10 protein-coding genes, 1 tRNA gene and 1 pseudogene are annotated in these 12,273 nt (G+C 67.4%); 4 read left to right on the top strand and 8 right to left on the bottom strand.

Annotation, left to right across the window (positions count from 1 at the left end):
- Positions 1 to 18 precede the first annotated feature (18 nt).
- The 6 genes from ABL312_RS00505 to ABL312_RS00480 form a co-directional block, all read right to left on the bottom strand.
- Positions 19 to 1,254 (bottom strand): FAD-binding domain-containing protein, encoded by a 1,236-nt coding sequence (locus ABL312_RS00505; protein ID WP_349359414.1) that lies wholly within the window; start codon positions 1,252 to 1,254, stop codon positions 19 to 21.
- A complete protein-coding gene (locus ABL312_RS00500) occupies positions 1,251 to 2,006 on the bottom strand; it encodes an isoprenylcysteine carboxylmethyltransferase family protein (protein WP_349359413.1) in 756 nt (251 codons plus the stop codon). The genes ABL312_RS00505 and ABL312_RS00500 overlap by 4 nt, the downstream gene beginning before the upstream one ends.
- A 57-nt stretch (positions 2,007 to 2,063) precedes the next feature.
- Positions 2,064 to 2,321: a hypothetical protein gene (locus tag ABL312_RS00495; RefSeq protein WP_349359412.1), complete on the bottom strand. Its 258-nt coding sequence runs from the start codon at positions 2,319 to 2,321 to the stop codon at positions 2,064 to 2,066.
- Between the two features lie 162 nt (positions 2,322 to 2,483).
- Complete coding sequence (locus ABL312_RS00490) at positions 2,484 to 3,755, bottom strand: hypothetical protein (RefSeq protein WP_349359411.1); 1,272 nt, start codon at positions 3,753 to 3,755, stop codon at positions 2,484 to 2,486.
- Positions 3,756 to 3,852: 97 nt separating this feature from the next.
- Positions 3,853 to 5,247 (bottom strand): M20 family metallopeptidase, encoded by a 1,395-nt coding sequence (locus ABL312_RS00485; protein WP_349359410.1) that lies wholly within the window; start codon positions 5,245 to 5,247, stop codon positions 3,853 to 3,855.
- A 407-nt stretch (positions 5,248 to 5,654) separates the two neighbouring features.
- Positions 5,655 to 6,578 (bottom strand): LysR substrate-binding domain-containing protein, encoded by a 924-nt coding sequence (locus ABL312_RS00480; protein WP_349359409.1) that lies wholly within the window; start codon positions 6,576 to 6,578, stop codon positions 5,655 to 5,657.
- A 281-nt stretch (positions 6,579 to 6,859) separates the two neighbouring features.
- Between ABL312_RS00480 and ABL312_RS00475 the strand changes: the two genes are divergently transcribed.
- From ABL312_RS00475 to ABL312_RS20890, 4 genes and pseudogenes are all read left to right on the top strand, one after another.
- Positions 6,860 to 7,531 (top strand): SDR family oxidoreductase, encoded by a 672-nt coding sequence (locus ABL312_RS00475; protein WP_349359408.1) that lies wholly within the window; start codon positions 6,860 to 6,862, stop codon positions 7,529 to 7,531.
- Positions 7,512 to 8,660, top strand: coding sequence for an alkene reductase (locus ABL312_RS00470; protein WP_349359407.1), 1,149 nt, complete (start codon positions 7,512 to 7,514; stop codon positions 8,658 to 8,660). The genes ABL312_RS00475 and ABL312_RS00470 overlap by 20 nt, the downstream gene beginning before the upstream one ends.
- Entirely contained in the window at positions 8,657 to 9,001 is a 345-nt protein-coding gene (locus tag ABL312_RS00465) for a hypothetical protein (RefSeq protein WP_349359406.1), read from the top strand. The genes ABL312_RS00470 and ABL312_RS00465 overlap by 4 nt, the downstream gene beginning before the upstream one ends.
- Before the next feature lie 30 nt (positions 9,002 to 9,031).
- Positions 9,032 to 10,042, top strand: a pseudogene (locus ABL312_RS20890) (zinc-binding alcohol dehydrogenase family protein).
- Between the two features lie 233 nt (positions 10,043 to 10,275).
- Here ABL312_RS20890 and ABL312_RS00450 read toward each other — a convergent pair.
- Both ABL312_RS00450 and ABL312_RS00445 read right to left on the bottom strand, forming a co-directional pair.
- Positions 10,276 to 10,352: transfer RNA gene (locus ABL312_RS00450), tRNA-Arg, on the bottom strand.
- A gap of 220 nt (positions 10,353 to 10,572) precedes the next feature.
- Positions 10,573 to 12,255, bottom strand: a complete 1,683-nt coding sequence (locus tag ABL312_RS00445) for a HAMP domain-containing sensor histidine kinase (protein WP_349359404.1) — start codon at positions 12,253 to 12,255, stop codon at positions 10,573 to 10,575.
- Positions 12,256 to 12,273: the final 18 nt, after the last annotated feature.

Here is a 12,273-nt window from a genome sequence, read left to right as displayed (position 1 = left end):
CCCGTCAATCGGCGCAGATCACGCAAGCCGCGCGATCAACTCGGGAATGTGTTTCCTGAAGGCGAAGAAGCCCTTGGTCGCATGGGGCCAGGCGCGGGCATCGAAGGGCCGCAGATCCTGTGCGAGCGCGACACCCGCCGCTTCCAGCCGGGGCGCGAGCGCGATCAGGAAATCGCCCCCCGGCCCGACCGGCGCATGGCGGGTGACGAGGCGCGTCAGCCCCGACGCCCGCGCCCAGTCGACAACCGCGGCCACCGCGTCGTCGCCGGAAAGCCGGGGCGTCACCGCAGGGCCAGTCCCGGCGAGGCGGTCGAGCGTGTCGTCGACGGCGCCGGCCGCGAAGTCCCTCACCGCGTCGGCCACGGCTCCCGGCGACCTGTGGGCGGCCAGCGAGAGACCGGTGACCGCCTCGGGCCGCAGGCGCGCGGCGAGCTTGTCGGCGGCGACATCGTCGTCCAGCACCAGAAGGCCGGTTCCGGGCGCGGGATCGACCGGGCGCGGCATCGGCGGGGCGAGCGGCGGCGGATGGGGCGGCCCGTCAAGCGGCACGGCCGCCCCCGCCAGACCCGGCGTTCGCGGAAACCGCCCGTCGGTGTATGTCGCGATGTTGTCTTCCCGCGCCAGATAGGTCTTGCCGCGCGTCTGCAAGCCCGCCACCCAGCGCCAGGAGAGCGTGTTGGAGGCCGGGTCGCCGTCGAGCAGCCGACGCAGAAAGAGATCCGCGCCAAGCGCCCAGGGCAGTTCAAGCGTGAAGATCCAGATCGAGGCCGCCCACATGCGCGCATGATTGTGCAGATAGCCGGTGTCGGCGAGTTCGTGCATCCAGGCATCGAAACAGGCAATGCCGGTTTCGCCCGCTTGCGCGCGGGCGAGGTCGTCGGCAAGGGCGGAATCGTCGGCGGCGCGGGCCAGCGCCCGGTCGCGCTCCAGGCAGTAGTCCCGCCAGACGCTCGGGCGCAGTTCCAGCCAGCCCTTCCAGTAGGTGCGCCAGAACACTTCTTGCAGGAATTTCTCGGCCGCCTGGGCACCCTGCGCCCGCACGACCGCGCGCACCACCTCCTCTTCCGTGATCAGCCGGTGCCGCAGATAGGGCGACAGGCCGGAGACGTTTTCGTGTCTCCCGGGCCCCAGATCGACATTGCGGTCCCGGGCATAGGCCCGGCCGGCGCGCGGCAGGAAGGCGTCGAGCCGGGCGCGCGCCGCCTCGCGCGTCGCGGGCGGGAGCACTATGGCGTTGGCGGTCGTTTGCGTCATGAGGCGCGGGTGTCCCGGTTTGCGTGGCGGCGCGGGCGCGGCAGCATGTAGGGCGTCGCGCGGCGATAGCTCTCGAAGCGCGGGCCGAAGAGCCGGTCGAAGCGGCGTTCCTTGAACAGCGGCCCGGCAAGGCAGTAGGCGGTGAGCGTCCCACTCACCGCGAGTTGATCCGGCGTCCAGGTCGGCACGGTCCACAGCGTCAACGCGAAAGCCAGATAGATCGGCTGGCGGATGCGGGCGAAGAGGCCGCGCACCGGCATGTCGGGATAGACCGGCACACGGTTCAGGAGCAGCGACCACCAGCCGAGAACGCCGCTTTGCACCTCGGCGCCGGCATCGAAGGACGCCTTCATCAACAACAGCCAGCTTGCCGCGAAGAGCCCGATCATGACCGCATAGGCGAGCCCGTCCGCGCGCCACCAGACGATACCCGACGGCGTCCACAGCAGAAACAGCAGGGCAAGCTGCACCGAGGCGACAATCGCGAACGTCGTCGTGGAGAGCGTGCGGCCATGGCCCGCCGGCGCGAGGCGCGCGAGCAGGCGCTGCCCGGGGCGCGTGAGCAGGGCCGAATGCGCCAGCGGAAACTGCAGCAGAAGCACCGCGTTCGCGACAATCGCCCAGGCCCCCTCGAGCCGGCCGAAGCTGCCACTCATGCCCTCGTGCAGCGCCCAGATCATCGCCAGCACCGCAAGAGCGAAGATGAGATGGCAAACCACGCCATAGGCGAGCGCCGTCGCGACGCGGATCATGGTGCCGCCCCCCGGCTGCATCAGATGCGGATCAACATATGCGGATCGGTGCGCCGCTCAGCGCGGATCGGCTTCGGCGCGACGATCCGCCAGACGCACGACCGTGGCCGATGCCATGGGAATGGCCGCCGCCTCGTCGCGGATCGGCGCACTGCGCAGGGCCCGCATGGTCGCGGCGAAGCCGTCGAACACCTCGGCGCGGGCGCAGAGCGCTTCCGCCTCGCGGAGCAATCCGGCCTCGCGCAGATAGGCGGCCTGCAGGGTCATCATGCGCGACAGGGTCTGCGGGTCGAGCGTCCGGTCGAGATCGAGCATCGTTTCCTCCCGTATTGGATGCCCGGTTTACGCCGGCCGATGCGAGACGGTTTCGGCCTGCGACATTCTGGCATCCGTCACGGGGACGTGACGCCGCGAACGGCGGAACACCGTCCCGCTCCGCGCCTGTCTCTCGGCAGGATGCGATGTCCCGGGACATCGTCATTCTTTCCATCCCTGTTCAACAGGCTCGCCGCTTGTGCTTCCGCCCGGGGAAATCGAGCTAAAGAGAACAAATGAGTCGAGATCGGCGACGTAGTACGAATATGGCCACCGCAGCGCGGCCCACAGACGTGCTCCATCAAGGCGCACGATAGAGGCATCGTTCGGGGCAACGCCCCGAAGACTATTGGCCTTGACCCAGACTACATGGCGGCTTTCCGGATGAAGAGCGCCATAATTACACTCCGCCAGGCCGGAGCGCTTCAGATCGACATAGAGCCCCTCGGGGGTGTGGACGACCGGGTGGACGGTGTCGAAAAACGCGAACCGTCCGACGTCTTCCCGGTCCCGGTCAGAGACATAACCGATCGGAACAAGGCTCTGTCCGCTGCGTCCATGAACGGCCGGCAAGATCTCGTCAAAGGTCTCGGCAAGATCGAACGACAGTCGATAGGCCGTATCTTCCTCCGGCCTAAGGGACGCAACCCACTGTTCGACCCCCGGTACCTTCTGCCATTCGTCGCGTGAAATAACCCAAGCCGCATAACAAACAGGTCTGATACCCGGCCCCTCATGGCGCCCCTCCCATGGGCCAAAGCGATCGCGGTAGATCTTCGTACTCTCGATAGCCTTGCCGTCTTCGGGAAAGAAAAACGGCGTGAGATCCGGGCTTTCGAGGCGCGCCCGGCGCTCCGAGGCCTCGAACGCCGCCTCGTCCACCTTTTCCGGCGGATGAGCACGGACGAACTCTATCCGTCCGTTCTCGCCCGACAGGGCGCGTTCGCTGATGTGATACTCGATGTTGGCGAAACGCTCGGCATCCTCCACCCACAGGATCGGCAGCCTGGAGCCGGGCTTGAGCGTGCGGTGAGCCTCGGTGAAGGGCGTCGCCGCTTCCCAGGCATCGACCGTCTTGCCCTCCCAGGTGCGCCCCTCATCATCCAGCGCAGCCCAGAAACAGGCGGATATCACAGGGACATAGACAGCCGCTGTGCTGCCCGGCACCTTCGCGCCGATGACCGGCGGACTGATGTATGTTCTGCTGAAAGTCGCACTTGGCGCGACGGTCGAGCCGGTCACGAACTCTCCAGTGCATTTGATCACCCGCTCGATGGTGACCGGCTTGCCGTCGACCTTCACATCCACCGCATAGCGATAATAGGCGGGATAGGCCGGATTCTCCGAAACGCACGCGGCAAGGCCGAGCGCCGGAAGGGCGACGGCCAGCGCCAGACGACGCAGCCCTCGAAACCGACAGGAAAGACGCACCACCACACCACCCGCAAAACGCGAAACCCGGAAACGTCTCGCTTTTACGGCGTCTCGCGCGCGGCGTCGAGCGCGGGTCCGGCTTTGCCTTAAGCCGCCGTTACGACGCCGCTGTCGCGGAGCGCGCGCCGACGTCCCACCAAAGGCCCGTCATCAGCCGCAAGGCATCGCGGCAGGTCGCGGCGACCACATGCTCGTTCGGCGCGTGTTGCGAGCAGCCGCGATAGGAATGCGGCACCCAGACGGTCGGCAGGCCCAGCACCTCGGCGAAGGTGTCGTTGGGCAGCGAGCCGCCGAGATTGGGCAGCACATGCGGCCGCCTGCCGGCGGTATCCGCCACCGAACCCGCCACGAAGCGCACCCAGGGATGATCCGGGTCGAGGCGGGTGGCGCGGAAGAACGCGCGGTCCGCCGGTCGGATCTCCACGCCCGCGAAGCCCCGCGCGTCGAGATGGCGGCGCAGGGCGGGCAGGATGTCGTCCGGGTCCGTGCCGACCACATAGCGCAGCTGGCAGTGGGCGCGTGCGGTGCCGGAAATCGCGTTGACCGGCGCGTCCGGCACGCCGCTCGTCATGGCGAGCACGGCAAAGGAATTCCAGCCGAACACGCGCTCGGCCGGCGTCAGTCCCGGCTCGCCCCAGTCCGGATCGATTTCAGGCGCCCCATCGAGCACCACGGGAAGATCCTTCAGCGCCGCGCGGATCTCGTCGGTGAGGCTCGCCGGCCGCCATTCCGGCACCAGGATCGCCCCGCGCGCGTCGACGATGGAGGCCAGCGCATGGGCGAGGATCGTCGCCGGATCGGCCAGCAGCCCGCCCCAGTTGCCGGAGTGATGCGCGCCCGCGCGCTTCTCCACGATCAGGTCGAAGTTCACCCCGCCGCGCGCGCCCATGAAGAGCGTCGGCGTGTCGGGCTGCAGGCGCGGCCCGTCGGAGGCGATCAGCACGTCGGCGGCGAGCCGGTCGCGCTTGCTCCGGCACAGGGCGGCAAGCCCCGGCGAGCCGGTTTCCTCCGACATTTCCAGCAGGACCTTGACGTTGAAGCCGAGCGATCCGCGCTCCGCCAGAACGGCGGCGAGCGCCTGAAGGTTGATCAGATGCTGGCCCTTGTTGTCGGCCGTGCCGCGCCCGTAAAGCCGGCCGTCCTCCTCCACCAGACGAAAGGGATGCAACCCGTCGCGCCACTGGTCGGTCTGGGCGCGGATGACGTCGCCATGGCCGTAGGTGAGCACGGTCTCGAAGGCCGGATCCTCGATCCGTTCGCCGAAGAGCAGCGGCCCGCCGCGCGGATCGGGATTGTCCCAGACCTCGCAGGAAAAGCCGAGCCCCTCCAGCAACGGGCGCGCCGCCTCGTCCAGATAGCGACCGAGTTCAGCGCGCTGATCGGGCGTCTGGCTCTCGGTCTCGAAGGCAACGAGCCGCGCCAGATCGCGCTTGAAATCGCCCGCGTCGAAATAGCTCTCCGCCCGCGCGATTGCCTGCTCCCGTGTCACCATGCCCGCTCCTCCCCGTTGGATCCTGCTCCTCGGAGTAGGCGCAGACGGCACGACAGACAAGCCTTGCCGGCACCGGGCGGCAGCGCCCGGACGCGTGAGCCTTCAGCGGGGAAGCGTGTCAGGGGAAAAGTGGCGACCCTCGAAGCAGGTTTTGCGCACCTGCCAAACGCACGACCGTGCGTCGGCCGGTCAGGCCGCGCCCTTGCAGGCGTGAGGGAAGCGAACTGCCGAAATGGAAGACGTGGCGCACGGCACCGGGCGACCGTGAGAGCGATGTGGACGCGGCAGCCCTCCAAGGTCCTCCTTTTGCAGCTCGCCGGAGGTTCGCCGCTTCGTCGTCGCATTCCTTGAAATTTCTACAAGATCGAAAGGCCGGAATGCGGCTGGCGCGACGATACGCAGGTCCCTCACGTATGGAGTTCCTCCACGCGATGCGGCTTCATGGCCGGCGCACTGAAAGCGGCGGCGATTGTTTCGATCAGAAGTCTGACGCGCCGGGGCTGGACGGCGCTGTGCGGATAGACGATCTGGAGCGCCGTGGTGCCCGCGGAATAGGTGCCGAGAAGCTCGACCAGCGCGCCGGAGGCGAGATCCTGCTCGACGTCGCGAATCGACTTCAGCGCGATGCCAAGACCGTCTTTGCACCATTGGCGCACCAAGCCGCCGTCATTGGCGACGCGTCGGCCCCGGACCCGCACCCTGTGCGGCTTTCCACCCACGAGGAATGTCCAATCGCGATCGATGTTCTGCCCGAAGCGCATGACGATACAGTCGTGCCGCGACAGGTCGTCGGGATGCGCCGGAGTGCCGGCGGCCGCCAGATACGAAGGCGCGGCACAGACGATACGCCTGTTCTCGCCCAGCGATTTCGCCCGCAGGGTGCTGTCGGCCAGGAGCCCGTGTCTAACGGCGAAATCCATGCCCTGTCCGACCAGATCGACATAGCCGTCCGTCAGATTGAGGTCGATCGTGACAGCGGGATGCTCGGCCAGAAAGGCATCGACGATCGGCAGAATGCAGCGGCGGCCCAGGTCTTCCGGCGCGCTCAAGCGTATGTGGCCCGCAATCGTCTCCGAGCCCAGCCGGACACGGCTTTCAAGTTCCTCGGCCTCGGCCAACAGGCGACGCGCCCCTTCGACCAGCAATCGACCCTCGTCGGTCAGACTTATTGCCCGCGTCGTGCGCGTGAGAAGCGTGACGCCGTAGTACTTCTCGAGGGCGGCCAGACGTTCCGACACCGAAGCCGGCGACAAACCGACCTCCCGTCCGGCAGCGGCCAGCCCTCCCTTCTCGACGATGCGCAGGAACAGGTTGAGGTTGTCGAGGAGCATTATTCGTAGTTTCCGAATACCAATTTCGTTTCATAGCAAATTATCAAGACATGCCGCAAGGTGTATCTCCAGCGCTGAAACGAGGCGCATGCGCCTCGGCCATTCGGGTCTTCGACCGGAGGGGCACGGCGGGTTTCGCGCCAGGCCCGATCGGCCGGGCGTCCGGAATTCGACGACGGACCTCTCTGGCACCCCCCCCCGCGGCGGGCGATCTTCCGCGCCTCCGGAGATCCGCTGCTCGAAGCCGTCATTTCGCGAAACCGTTCCCGAGGAGGACGTCGATGCGCTTTACCGATCAAACCGTTTCCGTGGTCATTGGCGGCACGAGCGGCATCGGCAAGGCGGTCGCCGATGCGTTGTCGCAGCGGCCCGGCCGCGTCGAGATCGCCAGCCGCAAGACCGGGCTCGACATCGCCGATGACGCCATCGTCGAGGCCTGGTTCGAACGGTTCGGCACAATCGACCATGTGATTGTAACCGCCGGGTCTCAAGCGCCGGGCGGCAAGGTGACCGATGTTTCGCTCGAGGCGGCACGGGCTGCCTTCGACGTCAAGTTCTGGGGCGCGATCGCCGCCGTTCGGGCGGCCGCTCCGCATGTCCGCAAGGGTGGAACGATCACCTTGACCTCGGGCTTTCTGGCCCGCCGCGCGGTTCCCGGAGCCTATGTGAAGACCGCCATGAACGCGGCGCTGGAAGCCGTGGCGAAAGTCCTGGCGCGCGAGCTTTCGCCGATCCGGGTCAACGTCATAAGCCCGGGCCTGACCGACACCGAAGCCTATGCCGGCATGGCCGATGACGCACGCAAGGCCATGCTCGCGCGCGCCGCCGCAACCCTGCCGGCCGGCGCCCATGGCCAGCCGCAAGATCTTGCCGCCGCTTATCTTTTCGCCATCGACAACCCCTTCGTCACCGGCAGCGTCATCGACGTCGAGGGTGGCGCGCTCATCACCTGATTCCGGTACGGAGAGAACGACAATGTCCGATAGTCCGCTGTTCACCCCTCTCTCGCTCGGCGATATCGCGCTGCCGCATCGCATTGCCATGGCGCCGATGACACGCTCGCGCTCGGCCCAGCCCGGCAACGTGCCCACTGCCATGATGGCGACCTACTACGCGCAGCGCGCATCGGCGGCGATGATCGTCACCGAGGCCACCCAGGTTTCGCAGCAAGGCCAGGGTTATTCCTTCACACCCGGCATCCACGCGCCAGAGCAGGTCGAGGGCTGGAAGAAGGTCACCGACGCGGTCCACGCGGCAGGCGGCCGCATCGTCTCGCAACTCTGGCATGTCGGCCGGATGAGTCATCCGAGCTTTCATGTCGACGGTCTGCCTGTCGCGCCGTCGGCGCTGGCGCCCGACGCCAGCGTGTGGGTTGTCGATCCGGCGACCGGTCAGGGCGGGATGGTCCCCTGTCCCGTGCCGCGCGCCCTGATGACGTCCGAGATATCCGGCGTGGTCGATCAGTTTGGCAAGGCCGCCGGCAATGCGAAATCAGCCGGCTTCGACGGCGCGGAAATCCACGGCGCCAACGGCTACCTGATCGATGCGTTCCTGCGGCGTTCATCGAACCATCGCGCCGACCGATATGGCGGCAACCGCAATAACCGCATCCGCTTCGCCGTCGAGGTGGCCGAGGCGGTGGCCGGCCAGATCGGCGCACAGCGCACCGGCATCCGCTTCTCGCCCTTCATCACCCAGCGCAACATGAACGACGACGAAGCGCCCGCCACGATCCTCGCCCTGGCCCGCGAACTCGATCGCATGGGTCTCGCCTACATTCACCTGGCCGAAGCCGACTGGGACGACGCGCCGGTGACGCCGGAGAGCTTTCGCCGGGAGCTGCGCAACGCCTTCTCCGGCAAGATCGTCGTCGCCGGCAAATACACCAAGGAACGTGGCGAGAAGATCATCGCCGACGGCTACGCCGATCTCGTCTGCTTTGCACGCCCGTTCATCGCCAACCCGGACCTGCCCCGCCGCTTCCGCGAGAATCTGCCGCTTGCGAGCTTCGATCCGGAAACGTTGTTCGGCGGCACGGAGGACGGCTACACCACCTATCCGGCGCTGGAGCAGGCAACATGAGCGCGCCGCTTGACGCCGGCGAAATCGCCGCGGGCCGCGACAACGACCGCATCGGCACAAGGGTGGTGCTGGCCGAGGCCGGCATGCGCGTCTGGCACCTGATCCTGCGACCAGGCGAGACGATCCCGGCGCACCGGCACGACCGTCCGTATCTCTGGACCGTGCTGACTGATGGCAAAGGCCTTGCACGTTATGGCGACGGCCGGATCGTCGAACACGACTACAAGGCAGGCGAGACGAAATGCTTTCCCGACCTCTCGCCCGATACAGCGTTCGTCCACGATCTCACCAATATCGGCACAACCCAGCTCACTTTTGTCACGGTCGAGTTCGCCCACTGATCCGCGCACAATCGCAAGTGGAGTATTCCGATGAGAGCCGTTGGCCTGACCCGCTATCTGCCCGTCTCCAATCCGAATGCTTTCCTCGATCTCGATCCGGAAAACCGAGACCTCAAGGCCGCGACCTCCTCGTCGCGGTCAAGGCCGTCGCCATCAATCCGGTCGACGTCAAGGTCCGCTCGCCCAAGGACAAGGTCGAACACGAGCCGCGCGTCATCGGCTATGACGCGGCCGGCGTCGTCGAGGCGGTCGGCCCGGATGCGACGCTCTTCAAGGTCGGCGACGAGGTCTACTACGCCGGCGACATCACGCGACCGGGCACGAACCAGGAATTCCATCCGGTCGACGAACGCATCGTCGGCCGGAAGCCGGGATCGCTCGACTTCGCGGAAGCGGCGGCATTGCCGCTGACGACGATTACTGCGTATGACGCGTGCTTCGACCGGCTGAAGATCGATCGCGACGGCGCCGACAAGGGCAGATCGATCCTGATCATCGCAGGCGCCGGCGGTGTCGGCTCCATCGGAATTCAGTTGGCCAAACACGCCGGCCTCACCGTCGTCGTCGCGGCGTCGCGCCCCGAGACGGCCGCCTGGGTCACGGATCTCGGCGCCGATCATGTCGTCAACCACCGCGAGCCGCTTCCCCCCGCAGGTTTACGCTGCCGGGTTCGGGTTTGTCGACCATGTCGCGATCTTCAAGGACATCCGTCACTGGAACGCTGCCGTCGAACTCATCAAGCCGCGGGGCGCCATCGTCTCGATCGAAGACACCGACCAGCCGATGCCGATGGCCGGAATGAAGACGAAGGCGGCAAGCGTCCATTGGGAGTTCATGTTCGCCACGTCCACCCACCAGACGTCGGACATGATCGAGCGGTACAAACTCTTGTCATGGGTGGCCGGTGAGATTGACGCTGGGTGCCTGTGCACAACGATTGCCGACGTCCTTTCGCCGATCAATGCCGCCAACATTCGCGAGGCGCATCGCCGTGTCGAAACCGGCGCCGCAAAGGGCAAGATCGTCGTGGAGCGCTTCTAGACCGCGCGCAATCAGGTCTTTCACGACGCACACCAGATAACCGGCCGCAGCCAGGACAGCGCGGCGGCCCGGGTGGTCTCTGGTGGCTGGTGCAAGCGGTGCAGCCACCCCGCTTCGAAGGCGGAGGGGATCGAAACGGGTCTCGATCGCAGCATCACATCGATGCGGAAATCGGCCGCGTTTCGCGTTCTTCAACCGGATGGATTTCTTCAACCGGGTGGCTTCGGGGGAAATGGCGCACCGGGGAAGATTCGAACTCCCGACCCCCAGATTCGTAGTCTGGTGCTCTATCCAGCTGAGCTACCGGTGCTTGCCAAGACCGCTCGCATCCTTGAAAGGCCCGGTTGGGCTGGACGCTTGCGGCGGTGTGTCCGGCCGGCGGTGACCGCCCCCGAACAGGGCGCTACCTCTACTCCGGTCCCACATGGATTGCAAGCGACCGCGAACGGTTTTTGTCATTTTTCGCACACAGGCCCCATGCCTGTTGATAAGCCGCTGTCGGCAAGGTTCTGTCGACGGGGCGCGGGCGGTCATCCATGCCCGCCTTGCCCCCCGGCCCGCCCGCCGGCGTCCCTGCCGGCCCGGTCGCGCGCCGGTGCGCGCAGAACCTGAAGCCGGGCCGTCGCCGTCTCGTCGGCCGGCGCTGCGGCAGCGGGGGGTGTGCCCTGCCGCGCCCCGCGCGCCAGGAGTCGGATCTCGAAGGTCGCGCCCGGCGTCTCCGCGTCGACGAGCCGGATCGTTCCGCCGTGGCCGCGCACGAGTTCCGCCGCGATGGCGAGACCCAGTCCCGTGCCGCCGCGCTTGGCCGCCGACTGGAAGGGATGGAACAGCCGGTCGCGGATCGCCGCCGGGATCCCCGGCCCCGTGTCGCTCACGAGGATCGTCGCACCTTGCGGGGTGCAGGTTGCCGCGATCCGCAGCCGCCGGACGACGGCCGCGTCGCCCCCGGTCTCCAGAACCTGCACGGCGTTGCGGCCCAGATTCATCAGGATGCGGAAGAGATGTTCGGGATCGGCGTCGATTTCGGTATCGGGGGGCACGTCGATCTCGAAGTCGATGTCGGCGCGCGTCGACAGCGACAGGACGTCGACCACGTCGCGCACGATCACATCGAGGCGGACGAGCCGGCGTTCCAGCGGCGCCTCGCGCGCGCTGCCGTAGTCCAGCACCGACTGGGTGTAGCCCACCGCACGGTCGAGCGTCGCGACGATCTTCGGCGCCAGACGCTGCACCGTGGGGTCGGCGACCTGTTCGAGACGTTCGGAAAAGAGCTGCGCGGAGGCGAGCAGATTGCGCAGGTCGTGGTTGATCTTGGACACGGCGAGCCCGAGATCGGCCAGACGCTTGCGCTGATGCAGCGTGGCCGACAGCGCCGTCTGCATGTCCGCCAGCCGGTTTTCCGCGTCGCCCACCTCGTCGGCCCGGTTCGAGGGGGCGATCACACGGCCGGGATCGTCAGGGCTGTCCTGGAAGCGGGCCATCGCCTCGGTCAGCCGCTGCATGGGGCGCACGAAGAGCCAGCGCAGCGACAGATAGACGAGCGCCGCCGTGATCGCGGAAATCACCGCCGACAGCGCCAGGATGCGCCCGGAAAAGGCCAGCATCGCATCGCGCAGCAAGGCTTCGGGCATGACGATGTCGACGCGTCCGCCGAGCCCCATCTGCGAGGGGCCGGTCACGCGCAGGGTGCCCGTGCCGGGGCCGAGCAGGATCTGGAAGCTCTCCACGATCGACGACAGGGCATCGGCCTCGCCCATGTCGATGGCGCGGGTGATGGCGCCCGGCGCCCCCTCCATGGCGATCAGGCGGCGGCGCTGGCCGTCGTCGAGCGCAATGGCGCTCGCGCCGGTCGCGCGCAGCAGTTCGGCCTGCACCACCGGCGACACCATGTCGCTCTCCACCAGAATGCTCGCCGCGACGCCGGAGATGGTCAGCTTGTCGTTCAGCCAGGTGTTGCGGAAGTTGGCGATCGAGGGCACGAAGATCAGCACTTCGCTGAGCATCACGAAGAGCACGGTCAGCAACAGGAGCTTGCCCGACAGGCCGCCCCAGCGCTTGCGCCGGGCCCGCGTGCCGTGCTCCGCCGGGGCGCCCGCGCCGCCGGCCGCCGCGCGCGACGTCCCTCCAGACGCCTCTGGGGACGTTTGGGGGGACGCCTTGTAAGCCGTCCCGGCGTCGTCCGATGGCGGGTCAGCCCCAGCGCCTCGCGTCACTCGTTCCGCCTCCCGTGG

The sequence above is a fragment of the Stappia sp. genome (genome assembly GCF_040110915.1).
In the GTDB taxonomy this organism is placed as follows: Bacteria; Pseudomonadota; Alphaproteobacteria; order Rhizobiales; family Stappiaceae; genus Stappia.
Note: the sequence above shows the minus strand (reverse complement) of the source record. Positions and strands in the feature narration are given on the sequence as shown.

Bases quoted from the DNA above. Each gene is read 5' to 3' on its own strand.
- ABL312_RS00505 (WP_349359414.1), bottom strand. From the start codon at position 1,254: ATGACGCAAACGACCGCCAACGCCATAGTGCTCCCGCCCGCGACGCGC.
- ABL312_RS00500 (WP_349359413.1), bottom strand. From the start codon at position 2,006: ATGATCCGCGTCGCGACGGCGCTCGCCTATGGCGTGGTTTGCCATCTC.
- ABL312_RS00495 (WP_349359412.1), bottom strand. From the start codon at position 2,321: ATGCTCGATCTCGACCGGACGCTCGACCCGCAGACCCTGTCGCGCATG.
- ABL312_RS00485 (WP_349359410.1), bottom strand. From the start codon at position 5,247: ATGGTGACACGGGAGCAGGCAATCGCGCGGGCGGAGAGCTATTTCGAC.
- ABL312_RS00480 (WP_349359409.1), bottom strand. From the start codon at position 6,578: ATGCTCCTCGACAACCTCAACCTGTTCCTGCGCATCGTCGAGAAGGGA.
- ABL312_RS00475 (WP_349359408.1), top strand. From the start codon at position 6,860: ATGCGCTTTACCGATCAAACCGTTTCCGTGGTCATTGGCGGCACGAGC.
- ABL312_RS00465 (WP_349359406.1), top strand. From the start codon at position 8,657: ATGAGCGCGCCGCTTGACGCCGGCGAAATCGCCGCGGGCCGCGACAAC.